Source organism: Mesorhizobium sp. M0833 (genome assembly GCF_040319905.1).
Classification (GTDB): domain Bacteria; phylum Pseudomonadota; class Alphaproteobacteria; order Rhizobiales; family Rhizobiaceae; genus Mesorhizobium.
Genome location: NZ_JAMYOQ010000032.1, coordinates 22,477 through 46,377 on the forward strand (window position 1 = coordinate 22,477; position 23,901 = coordinate 46,377).

The following is a 23,901-nucleotide window of genomic DNA, read 5'->3' on the forward strand; positions in this document are numbered from 1 at the left end:
GCGAAACCGGTACAGCCCGGCAGAGCGCCCTCCAGATCGTGTCGAGTGTCGGGCGTATCCTTCGTGTCAGCTTCGGATTTCAGGCAAATCTCAGCAGGAGCTGAATCGGGAAAGGCCGAAAGGCTGTTTCGCGCCGCGGTATCGGCATTCTGCTCGCTCACCCGCCCTTCGCGCCGGGAGATCGCGCAGCTCGAAGACCTGACGCTGCCGCTTTTCGAGAATGTCTCGGTCGAATCGCGCCGCTACGTCGCAGCTGCCCTTTCCGAATGCGAATATGCACCCGCCGCGCTGGTGCGGCGGCTTTGCCAGGAGCGGGTCGACATCGCCGCTCCGCTACTCATCCGCTCGCGTGCCCTCAGCGACGTCGACCTGATCGCGCTGATTGGGCGTCACGGCCTGCCGCATGCCCGTGCCATTGCCCGCCGCAAGGATCTCAACCAAACCATCGCCGATCTCATCAAAGTGCTTGAAAGGCCGACGCTGGTGCGGTCGCAGCAGCAGCCGGAAGCAACTGCCATTGCCCCGTCCGAAAACGCGGAAATGGTCGCGAGCGACGCAAACAGACAAGAGGCGGCCGACGCCGCCGAAACTGTACGTCGCCGGTTGCGATCCATGATGCGCGCCGAGAGCGGCACCGCGATCAGACCGTTCGTCGAGCCACAAACCTACGTCAAGCTGCGCGAAACCGCGCTGACCGGCAATGCGGCATTCTTTCAGACAGCGCTCGCCGATGCGCTCGAAGTCGATTTTTCAACGGCGCAGACGCTCACCGCGAGCCAAAATTACACACCGCTACTTTTCGCCTTGCGCGCGCTCGACCTCAGCGAAGACAAGGCGTTCCTGATCACGGCTGCCATCTATCCGACCCAGTTTCCGCACCCGCAGGCGATCCGCATCTTCCTCGACCGCTACCGCCTGCTGCACCGCGACGCTGCGTTGGACAGGCTCCGCGGCTGGAAGGCCGACACCGTGTCGAAAATCGTTCGCAAGCCCGGGCGCGTCGCGGCAAATGCCGACCTGCGCAAGCCGAACAGCGCCGATGTAACCGCCACCCCAAAGGCGCTTCGCATCTGAAGGCCTGCCGTTACGACGCCTTGACCGAGATAAGCTCCTCGACGGGAACGGCGCCCGCCTCGATCTCGATCACCCAGATATCCGGATCGAATTTCTTCTCGCGCTCCAGCCGCGCGTCGAAGATGGCGGCATCGTCGCCTTCGCCAAGCAGACTGAAAAAACGGTCGTCCGGCCTAGCCGAATCGTAGCTCGTCTGCGGCGCCGGCCCGAACAGCGCCATCTCTCCTAGCCGGCCACGCGCCAACACGAAAACTGCGCCGGCTTCCGTGGCGCCGCGCTTGACCACGGCGGCAAAGCCGCCGGCGCTAAAAACCCGGCGCAACAGGGCCGACACCCACAGATCGGTGGTTACCCGCATAAAAAATTCCTGGACATGCGGCGGTCCTTACAGCATTGGCCGGAAAACCGTAACCGGTCTTTGCCGAGCCGACCTATAAGGGGCGTCGTCACAGCCCTCAGTTGGTCAGGCCGATTTCGCGCATCTTGACGTAGACGATCTCGTCGGGCTCGCCGGTCTCCGGCAAGCCGAACAGCGCCTGGAATTCCTTGATCGCGGCCTTGGTTCGCGCGCCGACGACGCCATCCAATTGCATATCCTCATTGCCGAACGCTTTCAGTCCGGCCTGGATCTTGACGATGCGGGGATCCGGCGTTTGCGCCGCTGCATTTGCTGGTGCGGATACCGGAATGGCGGCCGGAGCAGCGGCCGTTTCGACCGGCCGCGGCACGGGATGCGGAACCACGGCCGCGGTCTTTGGCGTGGCGCCCAGTTGATCCAGCAGGACGCCGTCGATCTCGCCGGAGGCATTCAATCCGACTTTCTGCTGATAGGCCTGGATGGCCTTGCGCGTATTCGGTCCGGGAATCCCGTCGACGGTGCCGGAATAGAAATCGAGATCCTTCAAGATGCCCTGGACCTGCTCGACGACCGGGTCGCTCTTGATCGGCGCAGCGGCCGGACGCACGATATTGATGGTGGTTTCGGGCTCATCGCTATCCGCCCGCGGAAAGCGTTCGATGCTTCTGGTAGCGAAAAACGCGCCGGCATGCGGAAAGGGCTGGTACCAAAGCGCGTTCGCCGAGACGTAGAACAGCGTCACCAGGAACGCGGTGGAGCCGCCGACCACAACAGGATTGCGCGAGATCAGGCTGCCCAGCGCCATCGCTCCGTGCTCGAAGGCATTGCCGCGGCGTTTGACCGCCTTAGGCTGTTTTGCGGAGCGACCCATTGCTCTCCCCTTTGCCACCGTCCGCCTTGGCTTTGACCGCGGACATCGGCACCACGCCGGTCTTCTCCGCCGAGCGGCCCGTCGGGCCGCTCACGGGAAGGCTGATCGTCACCGTGGTGCCCTCGCCCGGCATGCTTTCGATCGACATTGTGCCCTCGTGCAGCGCCACCAGCCCCTTCACCAGCGAAAGCCCGAGCCCTGTGCCTTCGAAACGGCGGGTATAGTCGTTCTGGATCTGCATGAACGGCTTGCCGAGATTGGCGAAATCTTCCTCGGCGATGCCGATGCCGGTGTCCCGGATCCAGAAATGCAGCCGCGAGCCGATGCGCTTGGCGCCGATGACGACATTGCCGCCTTCAGGCGTGAACTTTATCGCGTTAGAGACGAGATTGATCAGGATCTGCTGCACGGCGCGACGGTCGGCATTTATTTCGCCTGCGTCCGGCGCGATCTGGGCCTGCAGATCGATGGCCTTTGCCTCTGCTTGCAGGCGCATCATCGACTGGCACATCTCGACCGCTTCGCGGAAGCGGAACGGTTCCGGTTCGGTCGCGTAGGCGCCCGATTCGATCCGCGATACGTCGAGTATCGAGGTGACGACGGCAAGCAGGTGCTGGCCCGAATCCCTGACCAAGCCGACATATTCCTTCTGGCGCGGATCCTTGAAGCTGCCGAACATCTCGTGCAGCAGCATGTCGGAAAAGCCAATGATGGCATTGAGCGGGGTGCGCAACTCATGGCTGACGACGGCAAGGAAGCGTCCTTTCGCCACCTCGGCCGAAGCAGCCGCCTCGTTGGCAGCGGCGAGCTCCTGGCGCAGTCCGGCCACTTCATCGTTTTCGCGCAGAACAAGCGTGAAGACAGTCTCCTGCCCCGGTGCGCGCATCATCTCGAGCGAGAACGGCCGGTAATTGTCGGCCGTCACGCCGCTGTTCTGCGGCAGCCGGACGCGAAGATCGAGCCGGCGCGACAGGGCGCCATCGCGCATATCGGCCAGCGCACTGAGATACGGGACGCGGTCGGACAGATGGATGCGATCGAAAAGTCCGGTGCCGAAAAGCAGCTCCGGTGGCAGCCTCAGCATCGTGCGTGCCTTAGCCGAGGCGTCCAGGACCTCACCATGCGCAGCGATTCGCAGCACGACGGCGTCGATCAGGTCTTCGAGCCGGTGGCTGCCGGCCGAATCGAGCTGAGCGCTGGCGGTGGCACGAAGTGAAGCGACACGCGGAATGAGCGTGAGCGCCCAGGCCAACGTCACCAGCCAGTGCCATGCGGCGATTTCGGTCTGGCCGAGCGGCAAGACGGAACCGGCTAAAGGCTGCAGCAAGACTGCGACAAGGGCCGAGATGGCGCCCCAGATCACGGCACGCCGCGACTGGCCGATCCACCAGGCTTCAAACGGCAGCGCCACCGCGAGCAAGGCAACCGGCGAGGCCACACCGCCGGCGGCAGCGATAAGGGCACCCAGGGCAACACTGCCGACGACCAAGGCGAGTTGGCCGGCCAGGGTCATCTTGCCCGATGCAGCCACCAGCAGGGCGGCGAACCAGCAAAGGCCGAACGCCGCAAAGATCGCAGCCACAGTCACGGCCGCGCCCATGCCCGACGTGACCAGCGTCACCGCTGCACCCGCGCCGAAGAAGGGAGCTGCCAGCATGACGCCAATGAACCGGCTCTCACGGCGGCGGTCGTCCTGGCCGAGGACGGACGGATGAACCATCCGTTCGCAACCGGCGGCTATCGCGCCCGGCAACTCGGCGTATCTGGCCTTGATCGCACTCAACTCAACGCACCCGGTCGTGAACGGCTCTGCTTTGCAGGCGGCTTTTGTCGATCCGAAACTCGCATCCAGCGTTTAAGGAATGGATAAGGCTGCGCCGATCGTCCCCCGGCAGGCTGCAAATATCGGGATACCGGTGGGTAAAAACCGGGGCAATTGCCGCCATAGTAAACGGAGCGTTATCCGGACCACCCGCGCCTGGGCTTGCGGCCGATCGCATCAAACTGTCACCAACGCAAAAAATAACTAATAAAAACAGCACGTTGAATGGTAATCATTTGCTGAATGAAATATGAACCATTCGAGGCAAATGAACTTCAAAACGCTTCGTTTCGAATCTGCCTAAAATTTGAGGAAAACTGTTGCTTTCGGGACAAGCCGTCCTTTGCGCGTCTGTGCCAGTATCGCGGTACGGGTCGTGCGGTTCGGAGGCATGACCGTCATAAAGGACAGACAGATGGGCTTTCTGATAAGAGCTGCTTTCTGGTTTTCGCTGGTGCTTCTGGCGCTGCCGCTGGGTGTCGGCGCCGATGATGCGGGCCGCGAAAGCGTCGGGCCGCTCCAGGCGCTGTTTGCGGCGCGCGAAGCCGTCGGCGACATCGCCGGCATCTGCGAGCGCAAGCCGGACGTGTGCGAGACCGGCAAATCGGCAATGCACACCATCACCGCCCGGGCCAGGGAAACCGCCAGGATCGCGGCCGCCATGCTGGACGACAAGACCCCTGAACCAGATACGGTGACGACCACCGGCAGCCTGCCCGAGGAAATCGTCTTGCCGGCGAAAGTCGATCTACCGGCGAAACTGCACTTGCCGGCGAAGAACTGAGACTGTTTCGGCCGAATTCGTCGCCAGACCGCAAGGCTCCCCACGCTCGGCGCCTGCGGCGTTTCTCCTCTTTTTCCGTGACGTGGCAGCGCCGGATGACTATATCCGGGGTGATGACTACGACGATCCAGACCATCCGCGACGACTTTTCCCTGCTCGACGAGTGGGAAGACCGCTATCGCTATGTGATTGAACTGGGTGAAGCGCTGCCGCCGTTTCCCGACGAGCAACGCATACCGGCCAACAAGGTGCCCGGCTGCGTCAGCCAGGTCTGGTTGACCACCGAACAGGGCGGTGGTCCCGACCCCGTTATCACCTTCAAGGGCGATTCCGACGCCCATATCGTGCGCGGTCTGGTCGCCATCATGCTGGCGCTGTTTTCGGGACGGCCGGCCAGCGAAATACAGAGGACCGACGCAGAGGCAACATTGAAGGCGCTCGGACTTGACGAGCACCTGTCGCCGCAGCGCGCCAATGGTCTTCGCTCGATGGTCAAGCGCATCAAGCGTGACGCCGAAGCAGCGTTGAAGCAGACCGCCTGACCGGACGGCAGTTGCCGGCAGCATGGCGGGTTCGACCTTTGACCCCATAATACAAAACGGCGCCCGCAGGCGCCGTTTGAGTGTCAAACCGGAAGAGCCGGTTATCAGCGTCCCTTGCGCTTGCGGCCGAGACCCATCTTCTTGGCGAGCTGCGAACGGGCGGCCGCATAATTGGGCGCAACCATCGGATAGCTCGGGTCCAGGTTCCACTTTTCGCGATACTGGTCGGGCGTGAGATCATAGTGGGTCATCAAGTGACGCTTGAGCGACTTGAACTTCTTGCCGTCTTCGAGACAGATGATGTAGTCGTCATGCACCGAACGCTTCGGATTTACCGCCGGCTTCTGCTTGTCGGCAGGCGGCTGCTCGGCGGCCCCGCCGACGCGCCCCAAAGCGGCATGGACATCGGCAATGAGGTTCGGCAATTCGCCGACCGGCACGGGATTGTTGCTGACATAGGCGGCCACCACGTCGGCGGTAAGCTCGATCAGCGCGTCACTGTTTCTGGAAGGTGTTTCGGTAATATCCATGGCGTTCAGGCCCCAACGAGAATTGTTTCTGTTTGCGCCCGTTTCGATAGTTGGGCATCGCGCGAACTTGTGCAGGAAAAAGCCTCCGCGATTCGCGTCGCGGCACCTTAATGGGCCTTGGCGTCAAGTAAGTCAATTCGCTTCTTGCGCTCTATTCAGCGATGCAAGTCAAATCTTTCATATTCAGCTTCACTCTTTCGTGCAGAGTGTAAACTTGCCGTTTTTTCTGGTCAGACCAGCATCGACTGACGCGGCGGCAAGCAGCCATTACACAGACTGCAGCAGGTAAATAGAGCTCAATGCTTGATCCAGCCGGCAGCATTACAGCCTGGCCAATCGGCGGATTCAGTAAAATCATAGGTTGCGAAGCATTACTGTTGCTCGTGAGCCGTCGGCCGGAGCGGCGTGCCGCGTCACTAGAACGGAGTGATGTATTTTCCGTAGACCCAGCCGGTGACGAACTGGCCGTTCCGTGCCGGATCATGCCAGACTTGGCACCAGTGATTGCGGATCTTCTGTTTCTGCTGCCAGTACGAATGGTTGGCGAGATCGAGCAGATTTATCCCACCGGTGCATTTGCCGGTCATCTGCAGAACCGTCCCGTTGGGATAGGCGGCCTGCTTCTGCGAAGTTCCCGAAGGATATTTGCGCACATTGAGTGTGTCGCCGAACGGCACATTGGCCACTTGCCAAGCCGCAAAGGCAGTTGCATGAGAATGACCGGCATTGGCCAGGGTCGTCGCAGCGAAGGCGAGGGCCGCGACAGTCCGAGAAAAAATGTTCATTGTCCTCTCCTCCAGCCCGTCCCCTCGAGCTACCACGACAATAGATCATAGCCGTTGAACCCGCGCTGATCGGCGTGTTCATTCGCTATTCAAGTAACTTCCACAGCGAGACGCAATGACCAGAACCCCAGTGTTTCCGACCGCCACCCCACCGCAGCCGGAGAAACGGCCGATCTTCGACACGCATCACGGCATGACGCGGACGGACGACTATGCTTGGCTGAGGGCCAGCAATTGGCAAGAGATGTTCAGGGATCCGTCTCTGCTCGACGGCCAAATCCGCGCCCACCTCGAAGCCGAGAATGCTTACCAGGCGGCGCTGATGGCCGACACGGCTCAGCTGCAGAAGCAGCTTTTCGCGGAAATGAAGGGGCGTATCAAGGAAGACGATTCCTCTGTGCCTATGAAGGACGGGCCCTATGCCTACGGCTCCTCCTTCAAGCTTGGCGGCCAGCAGCCGCGTTATTTCCGCACGGCGCGCGACGGCGGCGACAAGCAGATATTGCTCGACGGCGATGCCGAGGCCGAGGGTAAGCCCTATTTCCGGCTGGGCGGCGTCGATCATTCGGACGACCACAGCAAGCTGCTCTGGGCCTTCGACGACAAGGGTTCCGAATTCTACACGCTGCGCGTCCGCGATCTCGCCGGCGGCAACGACCTGGCGGACAGGGTTCCGGACACCGGCGGTGGCGGTGTTTGGGATGCCGGCAATGACGGGTTTTTCTACACTCGCCTCGACCCCAACCACCGGCCTTCCAAAGTGCTGTTCCATGCGCTTGGTGACAGTCCGGAAAACGACCGGCTGATCTACGAGGAGACCGATCCCGGCTTCTTCATGGATGTCGGCGGCACGCGCTCCAACGAGTGGATCATGATCGGCATCAACGACCATGAGACCTCGGAATACCGCATCATGAGCGCCAACGATCCGTTCGCAGAGCCGAAGCTGGTTGCGGCGCGCCAGACCGGCCTGCAGTACGAGCTCGAAGAAGGCGGCGACATCTTCTTCATCCTCACCAATGCCGACGGTGCCAAGGACTTCAAGATCATGACGGCGCCAGCGCATGATCCGGTGCGTGCCAACTGGCAGGAACTGGTGCCGCACGAAGCGGGCCGACTGATCCTTTCGGTGATCGGCTTCAAGGACCACATGGTCCGGCTCGAGCGCAAGGAAGGCCTGCCGCGCATCGTCGTGCACGACCGCAAGAGCGGCGAGGAGCACCTGATCTCCTTTGACGAGGAGGCCTTCTCGCTCGGCCTGTCCGGCTCCTACGAATACGACACCGAGATCATGCGCTTTTCCTATTCGTCGATGACGACGCCGGCGCAGGTCTTCGACTACAATATGCGCACCCGCGAGCGGGTGCTGCTCAAGACCCAGGAAGTGCCGTCCGGCCACGACCCGGCGCACTATGTCACGCGCCGGCTGATGGCGCCTGCCGCCGACGGCGAACTGGTGCCGATCTCGCTCCTCCATCACCGCGACACGCCGCTCGACGGGTCGGCGCCGTGCCTGCTTTACGGCTACGGCTCCTACGGCATCACCGTGCCGGCCGCGTTCAATACCAATCTGTTTTCGCTGGTCGACCGCGGCTTTGTCTACGCGATAGCCCATGTTCGCGGCGGCAAGGACAAGGGCTATGGCTGGTACGACGAAGGCAAGCGGGCGAACAAGATGAAGACGTTCACCGATTTCATCGCGGTCACTCAGCACCTTGTCGCTGAACGCTATACGCAGCATGACCGCATCGTCGCGCAAGGCGGTTCGGCCGGCGGCATGCTGATGGGGGCGGTCGCCAACATGGCGCCGCAATGCTTCGGCGCCGTCGTCGCCGAGGTTCCCTTCGTCGACGTGCTCTCCACCATGCTCGACGCCAGCCTGCCGCTGACGCCGCCGGAATGGCCGGAATGGGGCAATCCGATCGCTTCGGCGGAGGATTACCGGACCATCGCCGCCTATTCACCCTACGACAATGTCGCCGCACTCGACTATCCGCCGATTCTGGCGCTGGCCGGCCTGACCGACCCGCGCGTCACTTATTGGGAGCCGGCCAAATGGGTAGCGCGGTTGCGCGACCGCAAGACAGGTGAGAATCCGGTGCTGTTCAAGATCAACATGGATTCAGGCCATGCCGGCGCCTCCGGCCGGTTTTCGAGGCTGGAGGAAATCGCCTTCACCTATGCCTTTGCGCTCAAGGTCACAGGCAAGGCCGAGCTTGCCGCGTGAACACCGCGGATAGGCAGGTATTGCTTGCTATTCCGCTACATGCCTTCATTGAGGATGAAAATTGCGGAGAAGCCCACCAATGATCGATCTTGCCACATTGATTGCGTATGTCGCGGTTGTGCTTGGCTTTGTTTTCATCCCGGGTCCTGCCACCCTTTTGACCGTGGCGCGAGCAACCAGCTCCGGAACCAGGGTGGGCATCGCGACCGGCGCGGGGATCGCGGCCGGCGACGTGGTTCACACCTTCATGGCGATCGTCGGCATTTCGGCGATCATTGCCACGTCGGCGGCGCTTTTCAGCATAGTGAAGTACATCGGCGCAGCCTACCTCATTTATCTCGGCGTTCGCGCGATCATCGAGAAAATGCCTGCCTATCCGGCCGCCGGCGCACTTGCGATCCCCGCTGCCAAAGCATTTCGGCAGGCTGTTTTGACCGAGATTCTCAACCCCAAGACCGCGCTTTTCTTCCTCGCATTTCTTCCGCAGTTTGTGCGGCCTGAAAACGGATCGGTGATGCTTCAACTGGCGACATTGGGCGTGATCTTTGTTCTGTTGGGCCTCGTCAGCACGGTGGTTTTCGCCGTGGGTGCGGGCGGCCTCGGCGCTTTCCTGCGCCGAAACCCGACGGTGCTGAGATGGCAGGGCAAGGCTGTCGGCTGCATCTATTGCGTCTTGGGCATCCGGCTGGCGCTGCAACAGCGCTAGGGTCTCGACATGCGACGCCGCATGAGGCTTCGGATACTGGGCAGGCACAGTTGATTTTCCGCTCGCAATTGCAAAGGTCGCGCGCTACCCAATGCGCGGCCTTTTCACGGTCGCCGCCAACACTCAATCACCCAGGAATCTGCCATGTTGCTCGTCGATGTCTATCTCGACAAATCGCCCATCCAGGGCATCGGCGTCTTTGCCAAGAACCACATTCCCCGCGGCACGCTGGTCTGGAAGCTCGACCCGAAATACGACCGCCGCATCGAGGTGACGACCTACGAGCGGGAAACCGGGCCGGTGAAAACCTACCTTGACCGCTACGCCTACCCGGACCGGTGCGACCCGAACTACATCGTCTTCGAAGCCGACGATGCGCGCTACATGAACCATGCCGACGACCCGAATTGCGACGTCTCGCAGCCGGAGGAGACCTATGCCTTGCGCGACATTGCGCCTGGCGAGGAAATGACCTGCGACTACAATCACTTCTTCGAAACCGGCTTCGACTTTCTCGGCGACCGCTGACGCAACGGCCGTCAGCTCGCCGGCTTCTTGCGAGCCGGATAGCCGTTGGGATGCGGCGGCACGGCTTTCAGATAGGCGGCGATCGCCGCACGGTCCTCCGGGGTCAGCACGGCCATGTTCCGTTGCACGTCGACCATCGCGCCGCCGACCGTATCGAAGTCCGGCGTGAAGCCGGTTTCGAGATAGTTGGCGATGTCAGCTTCGGACCAGTCGGCGATGCCGCCCTCGCCCGACGTGATGTTCGGCACGATACCGCTGCCTTCGGCGGCGGCCGCACCTGCCAGCCACTGGCCCTTCCTGGTGCCGCCGGCGAGGTCCCGCGGCGTGTGGCATTCGCCGCAATGACCGGGGCCTTCCACCAGATAGCGGCCGGCCAGCACCGGGTCGGGCGTGCCGTCGGGAAAGGAAACGACCGGCTGGTCACTCAAATAAAGCAGCTTCCACAAGCCAAGACCGCGTCGGACATTGAAGGGAAATGCCAGCGAATTGGCGGGCGCCTTGCCGGCGACCGCGGGCAAGGTCTTGAGGAATGCATAGAGATCGGCAATGTCGGCCGGCTTCATGCGCGCGTATGAAGTATAGGGAAATGCCGGATAAAGATGCTCGCCCGACGGTGATACGCCCTTCAGCATGGCGTTGGCAAAGTCCTCGACCGACCAGGCGCCGATGCCGTCCCTGGCATCCTGCGATATGTTCGGCGGCACGAAGGTGCCGAACGGCGTCTTGAGCTCGAGGCCGCCGACCAGCTGAAGGCGGGCGTCGCCTTGCGAGCCGGGCTTGGCATGACAGGACGTGCAGCCGCCGGCGTAGAAGATGCGCTTGCCCCTGGCGGCGTCGCCGGGACCAAGCTCAGCCAGCGTTGCGGCATCGAGCCTGACCGGAGCCGACAGGAACCAGCCGGCAATCGCGGCCGCGCCGCCCAGACCGTGGGCGGCGCCGACAAGTTTCTTCTGCAAGCGCATTGCCCGCTATCAGCCTTTTTTCACCCTGTAGTTTTGATGACAGTTGCCGCAGCCGCCGCCGATGGTGTTGAACTGTGCCTTCAACGCCTCGGCATCCGCAGGTGCTGCGGCGACCGCTGCCTTGACGTCTGCGAGGTACTTGCCTTCAGCCGTCTTGAAGCCGGCCATGTCCTGCCAGATCTTGGGAGACGCCGTGGTGTCGCCGGTGTCGCTGCCGGCCGGGAAAAGCGTGTCGACGCCGGCATGGAATTTCTCGGCATTGGCCTGCAGTGCCTGCAACGCGGTCAGCACCGAAGCTGCGTCGTAGGGCGTCTCGCCCTTGACCACTTTCGACAAGCCGGCGGCGATCTTGCCACGTTCCTTCATCAGGGCCTGCCGGTCGGCAACCGGGTCGGCAAACGCCGCCGAACCGGCGAAGGCGAGCATCGAGATGGCGAGGATAAGCTTTCTCATTCACTTGGCTCCATGTTGAAGGCAATGCAGGATGCGGTCCCACCCCGATGACAAACGGCAAGGATGGCTTAAAAATTCCGACGCTGCGCCTCACGCTTGCGTGAAATTTTGCAACTGTCGTTCTGATGCTGAAAAAGAAAAGCCCCGGTTTTGCCGGGGCTTTCTGGAACGGATCAGGCCTTTTCGTAGAGTTCGAGCACATAGTCCCAGTTGATGAGACTGTCGACGAAGGCTTCGAGGTATTTCGGCCGGGCGTTGCGATAATCGATGTAATAGGAATGTTCCCAGACATCGACGCCGAGGATCGGCGTCGCGCCATGGACGAGCGGGTTCTCGCCATTCGGCGTCTTCGAGATCGCCAGCTTGCCGTCCTTGACCGAAACCCAGGCCCAGCCCGAACCGAACTGTGTGGTGCCGGCGGCGATGAAGTCGGCCTTGAACTTGTCGTAGCCACCAAGATCGCTGTCGACCGCCTTTTGCAATGCGCCCGGCAGCTTGTTGCCACCGCCGCCCTTCTTCATCCATTTCCAGAAATGGATGTGATTGTAGTGCTGGGCGGCATTGTTGAAGAGGCCCGCATTCTTGCCGAAGGACCGTTTGACCGCCTCTTCGACCGACAAATCGCCCATGCCCGCCTCGGCGGCCAGCTTGTTGCCGTTGTCGACATAGGCCTTATGGTGCTTGTCGTGGTGATATTCCAGCGTTTCCTTTGACATATAAGGCTGCAAGGCCTCGTAATCATAGGGCAAGGCGGGCAATTCAAAAGCCATCTGTCGTACTCCCTCGTGGAAAAATCCGGTGTCGATACCGGACTAACATAGGACTGGATTGGTCTGGAACAACTCCGGAAACGAAGCGCCGGCCGCTTTTTAGCGGGTCAGCCGGGCGAAGTCGAATGCGCCCATTCCCAATAGAGTTCGCGCGCCTTCTTGGCCACTGGTCCGGGCTGCAGATTGCGCTCCTCGATACGGGTGACCGGCACGACTTTCGAGTGGTTTCCGGTCGAGAAGATTTCGTCCGCCTCGAGAAAATCGCGGATCGACAGCGTCTTTTCCGTCGTCGTGAAGCCGTATTCGCCCAGCAGGGCCATGGTGCGCGCGCGGGTAATGCCGGACAGGAAGGTGCCGTTCGGCGCCGGCGTCAGGACATGGCCGTCCTTGACCAGAAAAATATTCGAGGTGCCGGTCTCGGCGACATTGCCCAGCATGTCGAGCACGAGCGCATTGTCGAAGCCGCGCATCTTGGCTTCGAGGATGGCCCGGCCGTTGTTGGGATAAAGGCAGCCAGCCTTGGCGTTGGTCGGCATGGTTTCGATGGTCGGGCGCCGGAACGGCGACACCGTCACCGAAAACCCAGCCGGCGAGATCATCGGCGATTCGTAGAGGCAAAGGCAGAAACGCGTCGAGGCCGGGTCGGCCGGCACGCCCATATAGCCGCCATGCTCGGCCCAATACATCGGCCTGATGTAGACTGCCGTCTTGCCGTCGAACTTCTTCAGCCCGTCCCAGGTCAGGCCGACGATCTTGTCGGTGCTCATCGTCGGCTTCAGGCCGAGCGCGATCGCCGAGGCATTTACCCGCGCTGCATGGCGATCGAGATCGGGAGCGACGCCCTCGAACCAGCGGGCGCCGTCGAACACGCTGGTGCCGAGCCACATGGCGTGGCTGCGCGGCCCTAGAATGGCAACATTGCCCTCGTACCAGTCGCCGTCGACGAAGGTCCATGTCGCGGATTGCGCCGCAGTCGCCAGTGTCATTGCCAGGTTCCGTTCGATGCTTGTTGCGGCGCATTGGAAGATGCTTTGGCGGCCGCCGTCAACCGGCTTGGCTGAGATTTGTTGAGGCCAGCGGGCTGGCGGACTGCAATCAGCGCTTGCGCCTTGCCTTACGCGGCCTCAAAACTGTCGAATGCAGTTCGCGGCTTACGTTTTCGACGCTTATGGCACGCTGTTCGACGTGCATGCGGCCGTGCGCCGTCACGCCGACCAGATCGGGCCGGACGGCCAGTTGCTGTCCGATATCTGGCGCGCCAAGCAGCTGGAATATTCCTGGGTCAGGACGCTGATGGGGGCCTATGCCGATTTCTGGCAGCTCACCGAGCAGGCCCTCGACTTCGCCCTGCGCAAGGTTCCATCCGCGGATGCCGGGCTGAGGGCGAAGCTGCTCGAGGCCTATTGGCGGCTGGACTGCTATCCGGAGGTACCGGCCGTGCTCAAGGCGCTCAAGGCATCGGGGGCAAGGCTGGCGATCCTGTCAAACGGTTCGCCTGAGATGCTGGAAGCGGCGGTCAAATCCGCTGCGCTCGACCAGGTCCTGGACGACGTCTTTTCCGTCGACAGCGTCAGGCGCTTCAAGACCGATCCGTCGGTCTACGACATGGTCACCACGGGCTGGCGCCTCTATCCGGGCGCCGTCTCTTTCCAGTCATCCAACCGCTGGGACGTCGCCGGCGCCACCAAGTTCGGCTTCAGGACGGTGTGGATCAACCGCGCCAATCAACCAGAGGAATACCGGGATTTCCCACCGGCCCTGATCCTGCCGTCCCTCGATGGTCTGATCTCCGGGGTTTGACGGCCGGACATGTTGCCTCGACGCAACAGTGACGATCCAGTCACAGCTTTGCCTTTGTTTGTCCACCCTGCGGCCAGAATTGGAACCGCCTATCGCACTGACATTGCTCAAGCACCTGCGCCGTATCGGACGCATTCACGCTTTGTTGCGATTTGAGACTTAAAAAAGGCAATCATGTTCACACCCCAATCGTCCTCTCTGCGCCTTAGCCGTCGCGGTTTCCTCAACGCAGCAGCCCTTGGCGCCGCCTCGGTCGCGGTCTCCAGTTGCACCACCCTGTCGCAGCAGCCGGTCGAGCCACCGCCGCCGACCTATGTCGAGCCGGCGCTCGGCGATTACGTGACGATGTATGGGCCGATGTCGGATGGCGGCTTCGAGCTGCCGGCCATACCTGTCGACAAGATCGACCCGCAGTTCCTGCGCCAGATCGTTGACGATCCGACCGGGCAGCAGCCCGGCACCATTGTCGTCGACACGACCAACCACTTCCTCTACCTGGTGCGCCCGGGCGGCCAGGCGATCCGCTACGGCGTCGGCCTCGGCCGCGCCGGCTTCGAATGGTCGGGCGATGCGGTGGTCCAATGGAAGCAGAAATGGCCGAAATGGACGCCACCGGACGACATGATAGCCCGCCAGCCCGAGCTCGCAAAATACAGCGCCGATAATGGCGGCATGCCCGGCGGGCTGGACAACCCGCTTGGCGCGCGTGCGCTTTACCTGTTCCAGGGTAACCAGGACACGCTGTACCGGTTGCACGGCTCGCCGGAATGGCGGTCGATCGGCAAGTCGGTGTCGTCGGGCTGCGTGCGCCTGATGAACCAGGACATTATCGATCTCTACGATCGTGTGCCGAACAAGACCCCGGTCGTGGTGACAGCCGATGTCGGCCAGCCGGTGGTGGCAACAGCAAACCGCAGAGCCATTCCGATCGACGCCGGCGTGCCGGAAGGATCGATCCTGCTCGGTCCGATAAAATCGATCACAAATTCGATCCTCTGAGCTGGTCGAAAGCGCGGCGGGATCTTCCTCGCGGCTCAAGCGGTCATTCTGCCTCGAGCCGGCGGTTACCAGGTTGTTGGGTGTCGCTTTGTTCGGCCAGGTTGATTAATTAGCTTAGGCCCGCCCGGCGCAGCCCTTCGGCATAGAGCGCACGAAGCTCCGCGGGGGCGATCGGATGATAGCGCTCGATCCAGTCCAGCGTGAGTTTCGGCTGGATCCGCAAGGCCTCCGCAAGTGCGGAAGCGGCGAGCGCAAGGTCGCCCGACAGCCCGGCCACTGCCGCGAGACTGCGCCATGCGGTGCCGAAGTCGCGCCTGAGCTGTACCGCGCGGTGCTGGAACTCGACCGCCTCGGCGATGCGCCCGGCTGCAAAATGACAGGTGCCGATCGTCGAGAGCACCGCTGCCTGGATCGTGTCGCGTGGGGAGAGCCGCATCGCTAGTTCTGCGTGGCGGGCGCCCTCCGCGCCCATCCCGGCGTAGCCATAGCTCGAGCCCAGAACCATATGCGCCATGGCAAAGCTCGGGTTTCGCTCGATCGCTTCGGTAAGCGCCTCCCTGGCAGGCTTGGGACGCCGCGCGACCATGTGAACGTAACCGAGCACGAGATGAGCCCATGGATCGTCATTGTCCTGGTCGAGCGCGCGCTGGCCGAGCGCGAGTGCCCCGTCGAGCACCTCGGAAGGCTCCGCCACCCCTAGATGCGCCCTCGCGGCATAAAGCCAGCCGAGCAGGCCAATGGCGCGGGCATATTCCGGATCGATCTCGATGGCCCGCTTGAGCAGACCGACACCGACCTCGTTGTCCCGGGCAACCCAGGTCCACACGTAGGGCATGGCGCGCACGACGCAGCCCCAGGCGTCCAGGCTCTCGGTCGGCCGCTTCCTGAGGCGCACGTTCTCTGCAGCATAGAGCTGCGGCTCCAGCGATCCGACGACGCTTCCCGTGATCTCGTCCTGCACGGCAAATATGTCGCTCACCGCGCGGTCATAGCGCTCGGCCCACACATGCGTCCCGGATGCGGCTTCGATCAGCTGGGCAGTAACGCGAATACGGTCGCCGGCTTTGCGAACGCTGCCCTCGAGCACGTAGTGGACGCCGAGCTCACGGGCCACCTGGCGGATGTCGGCCGATTTGCCCTTGTAGGCGAATGTCGAGTTGCGGGCGATGACGAACAGCCAGTGCAGCTTGGACAGCGCGGTGATGATATCCTCGCTGATGCCGTCGCTCAAGAACTCCTGGTCCCTGTCTCCGCTCATGTTCTGGAATGGCAGTACGGCAATGGAAGGCTTGTCGGGAAGCGGCAGGTTTCCGCCGGACACGGCCGACGCGACGAGCTCCAACTTCGCCACGTTTTGGCTCAGGCTCAGACGATAGGCTCGCACCGGCCGTACAATGTTTTTGAGCTCCTTGTCGCCGAGATCGACGAATTCTTCTTTCAACTTGTCGCGCACCTGTTCATAGGCCGCACCTGAGAGGCAGATCCCATTTGGTTCGGCGATTCCTTCCAGACGGGCGGCGATGTTGACGCCGTCGCCCATCAGGTCGCCGTCACTCTCCTCGACCACATCGCCAAGATGAATACCGATCCGGAATTCAATGCGGCGCTCCGGTGGGAGGCCGACGTTGCGCTCGACCATGCCATTTTGCACTTCGATGGCGCAGCGCACGGCACCGACAACGCTGCGGAATTCCACGAGGGCTCCGTCACCTGTTCGCTTCACTACCCGACCGGCGTGAACCGCGATGATGGGGTCGATGAGATCGCTGCGCAGCGCCCGGAGTCGCGCGAGCGTCCGATCTTCGTCCGACCCAGCCAGCCGGCTGTATCCGACAACATCGGCGGCCAGGATCGCCGCAAGTTTGCGGATCTCGCTCACCTTGCCCCTTCCTTCACTACCCAACATAGCACAGACTCAAGCGCAAGACCGCTCCATTTGGAACGGCGTGAACTCGCAACGACGGATGGCGCCCGGAGTCCCACTGGCCGGAAAGCGGCTTCGGGTCCGAAGCGCGACATTGTCGGCGATTGTCAGAAAGGTCTCCAAATGGGGCATAGCCGCCCTCCGCTGTCCTCCAAATCTGGCTACTGGCGCTTCATGCGAAGGCAGAATTTGCCAACACCGATGCCCGCCTTCGGGTCCGATGCTCTTCACCGCCCCCTGGCCAAACTCCCCAGAATACCCCGCACGATCGCCCGCCCGACGGACGAGCCGACCGAGCGCACGACTGATTTGATCGCCGCCTCTGCCACCGTCTGGCGGTTGGAGGGGCGCGGCGCGCGGCGGCCGCCGGCTGGCTGGGGATCGTCGTTGCCGAAGCCGGGAATGGTCCAGCGCGAACGGCCTGCGTCCTGTTGCTGCGCCTGTGCCTCCTGGGCGTCCTTGGCCTTTTTCTGCAGGATCTCGAAGGCCGATTCGCGATCGACGGTCTGGTCGTACTGTCCCGCGACCGGGCTCTCAGTGATCAGCTTGCGGCGCTCTTCGGGCGTGATCGGGCCAAGGCGCGACGATGGCGGGCGGATCAGCGTCCGCTGCACCATGGACGGCACGCCCTTGGCTTCCAGCGTCGAGACAAGCGCCTCGCCGGTGCCGAGCTGCGTGATCACGGTTGCGCAGTCGAAATCGGGATTGGGCCTGAACGTCTCGGCCGCCGTCTTGACGGCCTTCTGTTCGCGCGGCGTATAGGCACGAAGTGCGTGCTGCACGCGGTTGCCCAACTGGGCAAGCACCGTTTCAGGGATATCCAGTGGATTTTGCGTGACAAAATAAACGCCGACGCCCTTCGAACGGATCAGCCGGACCACCTGTTCGACGCGGTCGATCAGCACTTTCGGCGCGTCGTCGAACAGAAGGTGCGCCTCGTCGAAGAAGAAGACCAGCCTCGGCTTGTCCGGGTCGCCGACCTCGGGCAGTTCCTCGAACAGTTCCGACATCAGCCACAGAAGGAACGTCGCATAGAGCCGCGGATTCATCATCAGCTTGTCGGCGGCGAGCACGCTGATGGCGCCGCGTCCATCGCGCGTGGTGCGCATGATGTCGGCGATCCGCAATGCCGGCTCGCCGAAGAAATTGGCCGCGCCCTGCTGCTCCAGGACCAGCAGCGTGCGCTGGATGGCGCCGACCGAAGGTTTCGTCACATTGCCGTAGCGGGCGCCGATCTCTTCGGCGCGGTCGGCGATATTGGCCAGCAGTGACTGCAGGTCCTTCAAATCGAGCAGCAGAAGACCTTCTTCGTCGGCGATGCGGAAGGCGATGTTCATGATGCCTTCCTGTGCCTCGGAAAGGTTCATCAGCCGCGACAGAAGCAGTGGCCCCATTTCCGAGATGGTGGCGCGGATCGGGTGGCCCTGCTCGCCGAACAGATCCCAGAAGATGACCGGGAATTCCTGGAATTCATAGGGATCGAGCTTGACCTGCTCGGCCCGCTTCACCAGGAAATCCTGCACCGCGCCCATCATGGCGATACCCGACAGGTCGCCCTTGATGTCGGCGCAGAACACCGGCACGCCGGCATTGGAGAAACCCTCGGCCAATATCTGCAGGGTCACCGTCTTGCCGGTGCCGGTCGCGCCGGTGACCAGGCCGTGACGATTGCCATATTGCAGCAAAAGCTGTTCGGGCCGCTGATAGCTGTCGTCCGGCTTGCGGCTGGCTCCTATGAAGATACTGGTGTCGTCGGCCATGTGCCCGGTCTCCGCAAACCTATAGGGTTGAATGCCCTGATCCCTTGAAGAAAAGGGAGCCCCGCCGCAGGTATAGTGAGGCCATTGCGCAGCGACAATGGGCGTCGTCGAAAATGGCTTTTGGAGCTTGCGGAACCTGCCCATGTTTGGCAATCGATTGACGGTCGCAGTCACGCAAGACGTGTTGCACGGCGTGTACGCTGCATTGTGATATGCGACCGGGGAACGTAGACTGACGTAGCTGGCCGCTGCGGCCGCTAGAATGAGGAGAACGGATGGGCGCCGGTGCCTTGACCCAGGATGCCGAACTTCCGAACGCCGACCGGCAACGATGGCTGGCGCTGGCGGAGAAGGCGCTGGCCGGCGGGTCCTTCGAGGAAAAGCTCGTCTCGCATACGGACGACGCCATCCGAATCGAACCGCTCTACGAGCGTTCGGTAACCGCCGAGCCTGTCGTGCGCGCCAACCCGGGATCACCGTGGATCGTCAGCCAGCGTATCGACGATCCGGACATAGGCCGGGCCAGTGCGCAGGCGCTGGAAGACGTCGCGCAGGGTGCCACCGGACTGTCGCTTGTCTTCGAAGGTGCGCCGAACGCCTTCGGCTATGGCTTGCCGAGGACGGCGGAGGCGCTGGAGGGCGTGCTCGACGGCGTGCCGCTCAACCGCATCCAGATCCGCATCGACGCCCATCCCTGGAGCCGTGCCGTGGCCGACTGGCTGGTGGCTTTTTTGACCAAGCGCCGCTCCGACCCGGCAAAGCTCAACCTCTCCTTCGGCATCGATCCGGCGGCGATTTTTGCCGGGACCGGCAGGCTGCGCATGTCGATCGACGCTTTACAGGCTTCGATGCCGCAATCGCTGGCGCATTTCTTTTCGATGGGTGTGCCCGGCGTGCTGCTGGAGGCCGACGGGCGGGTATTCCACAATGCCGGCGCGACCGAGGCGCAGGAGCTTGGCACCATGCTCGCCTCGGCCGTCTCCTATCTGAGGCTGTTCGAGAAGGCGCGCCAGCCGCTCGTCTACGCTGCGCCGCATATTGGTTTTGCGCTGAGCGTCGACCAGGACCAGTTCGTTTCGACGGCCAAGGTCAGGGCGTTGCGCAGGCTGTGGGCGCGTGTCCAGGAGGCCTGCTCGATATCGCCCTCCACCGCCAGCATCCATGCCGAAACCTCCTTCCGGATGATGACGGCGGCCGACCCGGAAACCAACATCCTGCGCACCACCATCGCCGCTTTCGCGGCTGCCGCCGGCGGCGCGGATTCGATCGCCATCCTGCCGCACACGATCGCGCACGGCCTACCCGCGGGCTTTGCCCGCCGCGTTGCCCGCAACGCGCAACTGATCATGGCCAATGAAAGCCACATCGACCACGTCGCCGATCCGGTTTGCGGTTCGGGCGCCGTCGAAGCGCTGACTGCGGAGCTCTGCGCGGCGGCCTGGCAGGAGTTCCAGCAGATCGAGGCGGAAGGCGGCGTGCTGAGCAGCCTTGAGCAAGGCCACATCCAGAGGCGCGTCCAGGCAGCTTCCGCCCGCCGCAACACAGCCTACCAGGCGGGCGAACGGGCGATCGTCGGCACGACGCTGCACCCGTCGAAGACCGAGCGTCCGGTCGAGACGCTGGCGGCGGCGCGGCGGCCTGCCTTCGACGAAGGCGTTGCGGTGTGCGAGCCGCTGTTTCCGATCCGCATCGATCAGTCGATCGGAGCGGTACCATGATCCCGGATTTCAGCCAGATCGCCTGGTCGCCGCCACGGCGGGCGCCTGTCGAGGTCAAAGGTCAGCGGATGACGCCGGAAGGCATCGCCATCAAGCATCTCTACAACCAGGGCGATCTCAAGGGCTTGCCTCATCTTGATACCTATCCGGGCCTGCCGCCCTTCGTGCGCGGCCCCTATCCGACGATGTATGTCCAGCAACCCTGGACGATCCGGCAGTATGCCGGCTTCTCGACGGCAGAGGAATCCAACGCCTTCTACCGGCGCAACCTTGCCGCCGGCCAGAAAGGCCTCTCGGTCGCCTTCGATCTCGCCACGCATCGCGGTTACGACAGCGACCATCCGCGCGTCGCCGGCGATGTCGGCATGGCCGGCGTCGCCATCGATTCCATTCTCGACATGCGCCAGTTGTTCGACGGCATCCCGCTTAACGAGATGACGGTATCGATGACGATGAACGGCGCCGTGCTGCCGATCATGGCGCTCTATATCGTCGCGGCGGAGGAACAGGGCGTCGCGCAGAAGGACCTCGCCGGGACCATTCAGAACGACATCCTGAAAGAGTTCATGGTGCGCAACACCTATATCTATCCGCCAAAACCTTCGATGCGGATCGTGGCGGACATTTTTTCCTACACGTCGAAGCACATGCCGAAGTTCAATTCGATCTCGATCTCCGGCTACCACATGCAGGAGGCGGGAGCGACGGCGGACCTCGAGCTCGCCTACACGATTGCCGACGGTATCGAATATGCCCGCGCCGGCGTCGCGGCCGGCCTCGACATCGACCGTTTCGCTCCGCGCCTTTCCTTCTTCTGGGCCATCGGCATGAATTTCTTCATGGAAGTCGCGAAGCTGAGAGCAGCGCGCCTTTTGTGGGCCAGCCTGATGCTGAAGAATTTTTCGCCGAAGGACGAGCGTTCGCTGTCGCTGCGCACCCATTGCCAGACTTCGGGCTGGTCGCTGACGGCGCAGGACCCCTACAACAACATCATCCGCACCATGATCGAGGCGATGGCCGCGACTCAAGGGCATACGCAGTCGCTGCACACCAATTCCTTCGATGAGGCAATGGCGCTGCCGACCGACCATTCGGCCCGCATCGCCCGCAACACACAGCTCATCCTGCAGAAGGAGTCCGGCACGACGCGCATTATCGACCCGTGGGGCGGCTCCGCCTATGTCGAACGGTTGACGCATGACCTGGCGGCGCGTGCGCTTGCGCATATCGAGGAGGTCGAGAGCCTCGGCGGCATGGCCGCGGCAATCGAAAAGGGCCTACCGAAGCTGCGCATCGAAGAGGCTGCCGCGCGCACCCAGGCGCGCATTGATTCCGGCGAACAGATCGTGGTCGGCGTCAATGCCCACCAGCCCGGGACGGACATCGATGTCGACGTGCTGAGGATCGACAATGCCGAGGTCAGGGCGCGGCAATTGTCGAAGCTGCAGCGGCTGAAAGGCACGCGTGACGTCGCCGCCGTCGAGAGCGCGCTCGATGCGCTGACCCGCGCTGCCGGCAGCAACGAAAACCTGCTGGAATTCGCCATCCGGGCGGCACGCGCCAATGCCACGGTCGGCGAGATTTCGCTGGCGCTGGAAAAAGTCTTCGGCCGTCATGTCGCCTCGGTGCAGACGATCTCCGGCGTCTATCGCAACGCGCTTGGTCACAGTCCAGTGGTCGACCGGCTGCAGGACAAGATCGTGGCGTTCGAGGAGAAGTCGGGCGGCAGGCCGCGCATTCTGGTCGCCAAGATGGGCCAAGACGGCCATGATCGCGGCCAGAAAGTGATCGCCACCGCCTTTGCCGACCTAGGCTTCGACGTCACCGTCGGGCCGATGTTCCAGACGCCGGAAGAGATCGCCAGGCTGGCCGTCGAGCATGACGTGCACATCGTCGGCGCCTCGTCGCTAGCTGCGGGCCATTTGACGCTTATTCCCGAACTCAAACTCGCGCTGAAGAAGCTCGGCCGCGACGACATGCTGATCGTCGCCGGCGGCGTCATTCCACCACAGGATTACGACGCAGTCCGGCAGGCAGGCGCCACTGAAATTTTCCCGCCCGGCACAGTCATCCCGGAAGCGGCGGACCGGCTGATGGACCGCCTGCTGCAGGTTGGCTGATGCCTTGTTCTAACGTCTGTTGTAACGAGAAACACGCAGAGTTATAATCAGCGTTGCAACAGGATGTCTCACCATGAACACCACCATTCGCAAAATCGGCAATTCCGAAGGCGTGATCCTGCCGAGGGAAATTCTCGACCGCATGAACCTGAAGGCGGGCGACAGCATCGTCATCGTTCAGGAAGGCGATGAGCTTCGTCTGCGCCGCACCGAGGACACTGCTGAAGAATTCGAGCGCAAGATGAAGATCGCGCGTGAGCGGATGAAGAAGTATGAGGTTGCCTACCGCGCGCTCGCAAAATGACCGAGCATCATTCGCGGGAATTCGTGGAGGCGCTTCACGCCGAGCAGCTGCGCCTCCACGGCGGCGCAGCGGGCATCCGCGACGAGGGAATGCTGGAGTCGGCGCTCTACAGGCGGCAGCAGAGGGAAATCTATGGCGAGCCCGATCTCTGTGAGCTGGCGTCCGCTTATCTTTTCGGTATCGCCAAAAACCATCCATTCGTCGACGGAAACAAGCTTACTGCTTTCGCGGCGGCCGATCTGTTCCTTTATTTCAATGGCTTGAGCATCGAAGCCGAGCAGGCGGACATTATTCAACTGGTCATGATGGTCGCCGCGGGCGAAATCGACGAGGCTGGTGCCGCGGCGTTCTTCCGCGACCATGTCGTCGAGCTCGGAGACTAACTGTCGGAGAGCTTGACGATCTCCCACTCCTTGCCATTGACCACGGCAACTTCGCCGACCTTCTTGCCGAACAGCGCCATCGCCATCGGCGACACATGGGAAATTGTCCCCTTGGCGGGATTTGCCTCATCCTCGCCGACGATCTTCCAGTGCACCTTCTTGCCGTCGTCGCTTTCCAACGTGACACCCATGCCGAAGCGAACCATGTCGCTGCCCGGCTCCGGCACCGAAAGTTCGGCGCTTTCGCGCCGCGCCGTCCAATAGCGAAGATCACGCGACACCAGCGCGATGCGCTCGCGGTCGGCCCGCTTTTCGGCTCTGCCGAGCTCGTCGCGCAGAGCGGCCACCTCCGCATCGATCAGCGCCAGGCCGCGTTCCGTCACCAGATTGCGGTGATGGCTGATCGGCCGCTCGCCGATGCCGGCGATGGCGTTTTCGCTGTCTTCCTCGCGGGTGAAGGCCCTGCTCATCCGACGAACTT

Annotated in this window: 24 protein-coding genes; 12 read left to right on the forward strand and 12 right to left on the reverse strand. The window is 62.5% G+C overall.

Annotated elements, in window-relative coordinates:
* Nucleotides 1–63: 63 nt before the first annotated feature.
* Complete coding sequence (locus NKH98_RS26780) at nt 64–1,074, forward strand: DUF2336 domain-containing protein (protein ID WP_352903077.1); 1,011 nt, start codon at nt 64–66, stop codon at nt 1,072–1,074.
* Nucleotides 1,075–1,084: 10 nt separating this feature from the next.
* Here NKH98_RS26780 and NKH98_RS26785 read toward each other — a convergent pair whose 3' ends face one another.
* From NKH98_RS26785 to NKH98_RS26795, 3 genes are all read right to left on the reverse strand, one after another.
* Complete coding sequence (locus NKH98_RS26785) at nt 1,085–1,432, reverse strand: DUF1491 family protein (RefSeq protein ID WP_352903079.1); 348 nt, start codon at nt 1,430–1,432, stop codon at nt 1,085–1,087.
* 97 nt (nt 1,433–1,529) lie between these two features.
* Entirely contained in the window at nt 1,530–2,303 is a 774-nt protein-coding gene (locus NKH98_RS26790) for a peptidoglycan-binding domain-containing protein (RefSeq protein ID WP_352903081.1), read from the reverse strand.
* A complete protein-coding gene (locus NKH98_RS26795; RefSeq protein WP_352903137.1) occupies nt 2,278–4,023 on the reverse strand; it encodes a sensor histidine kinase in 1,746 nt (581 codons plus the stop codon). Before NKH98_RS26795 ends, NKH98_RS26790 begins: the two co-directional genes overlap by 26 nt.
* 517 nt (nt 4,024–4,540) lie before the next feature.
* Between NKH98_RS26795 and NKH98_RS26800 the strand changes: the two genes are divergently transcribed.
* A complete protein-coding gene (locus NKH98_RS26800; RefSeq protein WP_352903084.1) occupies nt 4,541–4,909 on the forward strand; it encodes a DUF5330 domain-containing protein in 369 nt (122 codons plus the stop codon).
* Between the two features lie 113 nt (nt 4,910–5,022).
* Complete coding sequence (locus tag NKH98_RS26805; RefSeq protein ID WP_352479545.1) at nt 5,023–5,451, forward strand: SufE family protein; 429 nt, start codon at nt 5,023–5,025, stop codon at nt 5,449–5,451.
* Between the two features lie 104 nt (nt 5,452–5,555).
* Here the strand turns inward: NKH98_RS26805 and NKH98_RS26810 are convergent, their stop codons facing one another.
* Both NKH98_RS26810 and NKH98_RS26815 read right to left on the reverse strand, forming a co-directional pair.
* A complete protein-coding gene (locus tag NKH98_RS26810) occupies nt 5,556–5,981 on the reverse strand; it encodes a Ros/MucR family transcriptional regulator (RefSeq protein WP_023677844.1) in 426 nt (141 codons plus the stop codon).
* A gap of 416 nt (nt 5,982–6,397) precedes the next feature.
* Complete coding sequence (locus tag NKH98_RS26815; RefSeq protein ID WP_352805649.1) at nt 6,398–6,766, reverse strand: SH3 domain-containing protein; 369 nt, start codon at nt 6,764–6,766, stop codon at nt 6,398–6,400.
* A 115-nt stretch (nt 6,767–6,881) separates the two neighbouring features.
* Between NKH98_RS26815 and NKH98_RS26820 the strand changes: the two genes are divergently transcribed.
* From NKH98_RS26820 to NKH98_RS26830, 3 genes are all read left to right on the forward strand, one after another.
* The gene (locus NKH98_RS26820; protein WP_352903088.1) at nt 6,882–8,993 is read left to right on the forward strand and encodes a S9 family peptidase; all 2,112 of its coding nucleotides are present in this window, start codon (nt 6,882–6,884) and stop codon (nt 8,991–8,993) included.
* 79 nt (nt 8,994–9,072) lie between these two features.
* Nucleotides 9,073–9,699, forward strand: a complete 627-nt coding sequence (locus NKH98_RS26825) for a LysE family translocator (protein ID WP_352903091.1) — start codon at nt 9,073–9,075, stop codon at nt 9,697–9,699.
* 144 nt (nt 9,700–9,843) lie between these two features.
* Nucleotides 9,844–10,227, forward strand: a complete 384-nt coding sequence (locus NKH98_RS26830; RefSeq protein ID WP_254819935.1) for an SET domain-containing protein — start codon at nt 9,844–9,846, stop codon at nt 10,225–10,227.
* 11 nt (nt 10,228–10,238) lie between these two features.
* Here NKH98_RS26830 and NKH98_RS26835 read toward each other — a convergent pair whose 3' ends face one another.
* The 4 genes from NKH98_RS26835 to NKH98_RS26850 form a co-directional block, all read right to left on the reverse strand.
* Nucleotides 10,239–11,189, reverse strand: a complete 951-nt coding sequence (locus tag NKH98_RS26835; RefSeq protein WP_352903094.1) for a cytochrome c — start codon at nt 11,187–11,189, stop codon at nt 10,239–10,241.
* Between the two features lie 9 nt (nt 11,190–11,198).
* Nucleotides 11,199–11,642 (reverse strand): c-type cytochrome, encoded by a 444-nt coding sequence (locus NKH98_RS26840; protein ID WP_254819933.1) that lies wholly within the window; start codon nt 11,640–11,642, stop codon nt 11,199–11,201.
* A 173-nt stretch (nt 11,643–11,815) separates the two neighbouring features.
* Nucleotides 11,816–12,412, reverse strand: coding sequence for a superoxide dismutase (locus tag NKH98_RS26845; protein WP_352903097.1), 597 nt, complete (start codon nt 12,410–12,412; stop codon nt 11,816–11,818).
* Nucleotides 12,413–12,519: 107 nt separating this feature from the next.
* Nucleotides 12,520–13,398, reverse strand: coding sequence for a branched-chain amino acid aminotransferase (locus NKH98_RS26850; protein ID WP_352479513.1), 879 nt, complete (start codon nt 13,396–13,398; stop codon nt 12,520–12,522).
* 151 nt (nt 13,399–13,549) lie between these two features.
* On the opposite strand from NKH98_RS26850, the gene NKH98_RS26855 reads away from it, so the two are divergent.
* Together NKH98_RS26855 and NKH98_RS26860 are read left to right on the forward strand one after the other, a co-directional pair.
* On the forward strand, nt 13,550–14,212 hold the full coding sequence (locus NKH98_RS26855; protein ID WP_352690040.1) for a haloacid dehalogenase type II: 663 nt from the start codon (nt 13,550–13,552) through the stop codon (nt 14,210–14,212).
* A gap of 174 nt (nt 14,213–14,386) precedes the next feature.
* Nucleotides 14,387–15,211, forward strand: coding sequence for a L,D-transpeptidase (locus NKH98_RS26860; protein ID WP_352903100.1), 825 nt, complete (start codon nt 14,387–14,389; stop codon nt 15,209–15,211).
* Nucleotides 15,212–15,320: 109 nt separating this feature from the next.
* Here the strand turns inward: NKH98_RS26860 and NKH98_RS26865 are convergent, their stop codons facing one another.
* Nucleotides 15,321–17,090 (reverse strand): adenylate/guanylate cyclase domain-containing protein, encoded by a 1,770-nt coding sequence (locus NKH98_RS26865; protein WP_352903103.1) that lies wholly within the window; start codon nt 17,088–17,090, stop codon nt 15,321–15,323.
* A 272-nt stretch (nt 17,091–17,362) separates the two neighbouring features.
* Complete coding sequence (locus NKH98_RS26870; RefSeq protein WP_352903106.1) at nt 17,363–18,895, reverse strand: helicase HerA-like C-terminal domain-containing protein; 1,533 nt, start codon at nt 18,893–18,895, stop codon at nt 17,363–17,365.
* A gap of 275 nt (nt 18,896–19,170) precedes the next feature.
* Here NKH98_RS26870 and NKH98_RS26875 point away from each other — a divergent pair, with 275 nt between their 5' ends.
* From NKH98_RS26875 to NKH98_RS26890, 4 genes are all read left to right on the forward strand, one after another.
* The gene (locus tag NKH98_RS26875) at nt 19,171–20,613 is read left to right on the forward strand and encodes a methylmalonyl-CoA mutase subunit beta (protein WP_352479508.1); all 1,443 of its coding nucleotides are present in this window, start codon (nt 19,171–19,173) and stop codon (nt 20,611–20,613) included.
* Nucleotides 20,610–22,733 carry a methylmalonyl-CoA mutase gene (gene scpA / locus NKH98_RS26880; protein WP_352903108.1) on the forward strand — a complete coding sequence of 708 codons (2,124 nt, stop codon included), beginning with the start codon at nt 20,610–20,612 and terminating at the stop codon, nt 22,731–22,733. Before NKH98_RS26875 ends, scpA begins: the two co-directional genes overlap by 4 nt.
* Nucleotides 22,734–22,806: 73 nt before the next feature.
* Nucleotides 22,807–23,037, forward strand: a complete 231-nt coding sequence (locus tag NKH98_RS26885; RefSeq protein WP_254819925.1) for an AbrB/MazE/SpoVT family DNA-binding domain-containing protein — start codon at nt 22,807–22,809, stop codon at nt 23,035–23,037.
* Complete coding sequence (locus NKH98_RS26890; protein WP_352903112.1) at nt 23,034–23,420, forward strand: type II toxin-antitoxin system death-on-curing family toxin; 387 nt, start codon at nt 23,034–23,036, stop codon at nt 23,418–23,420. Before NKH98_RS26885 ends, NKH98_RS26890 begins: the two co-directional genes overlap by 4 nt.
* Here NKH98_RS26890 and NKH98_RS26895 read toward each other — a convergent pair.
* Nucleotides 23,417–23,890: a GreA/GreB family elongation factor gene (locus NKH98_RS26895; protein ID WP_254819923.1), complete on the reverse strand. Its 474-nt coding sequence runs from the start codon at nt 23,888–23,890 to the stop codon at nt 23,417–23,419. The genes NKH98_RS26890 and NKH98_RS26895 overlap by 4 nt on opposite strands.
* Nucleotides 23,891–23,901: the final 11 nt, after the last annotated feature.

Bases quoted from the DNA above. Each gene is read 5' to 3' on its own strand.
- NKH98_RS26785 (WP_352903079.1), bottom strand. From the start codon at position 1,432: ATGCGGGTAACCACCGATCTGTGGGTGTCGGCCCTGTTGCGCCGGGTT.
- NKH98_RS26790 (WP_352903081.1), bottom strand. From the start codon at position 2,303: ATGGGTCGCTCCGCAAAACAGCCTAAGGCGGTCAAACGCCGCGGCAAT.
- NKH98_RS26795 (WP_352903137.1), bottom strand. From the start codon at position 4,023: ATGGTTCATCCGTCCGTCCTCGGCCAGGACGACCGCCGCCGTGAGAGC.
- NKH98_RS26800 (WP_352903084.1), top strand. From the start codon at position 4,541: ATGGGCTTTCTGATAAGAGCTGCTTTCTGGTTTTCGCTGGTGCTTCTG.
- NKH98_RS26805 (WP_352479545.1), top strand. From the start codon at position 5,023: ATGACTACGACGATCCAGACCATCCGCGACGACTTTTCCCTGCTCGAC.
- NKH98_RS26810 (WP_023677844.1), bottom strand. From the start codon at position 5,981: ATGGATATTACCGAAACACCTTCCAGAAACAGTGACGCGCTGATCGAG.
- NKH98_RS26815 (WP_352805649.1), bottom strand. From the start codon at position 6,766: ATGAACATTTTTTCTCGGACTGTCGCGGCCCTCGCCTTCGCTGCGACG.
- NKH98_RS26820 (WP_352903088.1), top strand. From the start codon at position 6,882: ATGACCAGAACCCCAGTGTTTCCGACCGCCACCCCACCGCAGCCGGAG.
- NKH98_RS26825 (WP_352903091.1), top strand. From the start codon at position 9,073: ATGATCGATCTTGCCACATTGATTGCGTATGTCGCGGTTGTGCTTGGC.
- NKH98_RS26830 (WP_254819935.1), top strand. From the start codon at position 9,844: ATGTTGCTCGTCGATGTCTATCTCGACAAATCGCCCATCCAGGGCATC.
- NKH98_RS26835 (WP_352903094.1), bottom strand. From the start codon at position 11,189: ATGCGCTTGCAGAAGAAACTTGTCGGCGCCGCCCACGGTCTGGGCGGC.
- NKH98_RS26840 (WP_254819933.1), bottom strand. From the start codon at position 11,642: ATGAGAAAGCTTATCCTCGCCATCTCGATGCTCGCCTTCGCCGGTTCG.
- NKH98_RS26845 (WP_352903097.1), bottom strand. From the start codon at position 12,412: ATGGCTTTTGAATTGCCCGCCTTGCCCTATGATTACGAGGCCTTGCAG.
- NKH98_RS26850 (WP_352479513.1), bottom strand. From the start codon at position 13,398: ATGACACTGGCGACTGCGGCGCAATCCGCGACATGGACCTTCGTCGAC.
- NKH98_RS26855 (WP_352690040.1), top strand. From the start codon at position 13,550: ATGCAGTTCGCGGCTTACGTTTTCGACGCTTATGGCACGCTGTTCGAC.
- NKH98_RS26860 (WP_352903100.1), top strand. From the start codon at position 14,387: ATGTTCACACCCCAATCGTCCTCTCTGCGCCTTAGCCGTCGCGGTTTC.
- NKH98_RS26870 (WP_352903106.1), bottom strand. From the start codon at position 18,895: ATGGCCGACGACACCAGTATCTTCATAGGAGCCAGCCGCAAGCCGGAC.
- NKH98_RS26875 (WP_352479508.1), top strand. From the start codon at position 19,171: ATGGGCGCCGGTGCCTTGACCCAGGATGCCGAACTTCCGAACGCCGAC.
- scpA (WP_352903108.1), top strand. From the start codon at position 20,610: ATGATCCCGGATTTCAGCCAGATCGCCTGGTCGCCGCCACGGCGGGCG.
- NKH98_RS26885 (WP_254819925.1), top strand. From the start codon at position 22,807: ATGAACACCACCATTCGCAAAATCGGCAATTCCGAAGGCGTGATCCTG.
- NKH98_RS26890 (WP_352903112.1), top strand. From the start codon at position 23,034: ATGACCGAGCATCATTCGCGGGAATTCGTGGAGGCGCTTCACGCCGAG.
- NKH98_RS26895 (WP_254819923.1), bottom strand. From the start codon at position 23,890: ATGAGCAGGGCCTTCACCCGCGAGGAAGACAGCGAAAACGCCATCGCC.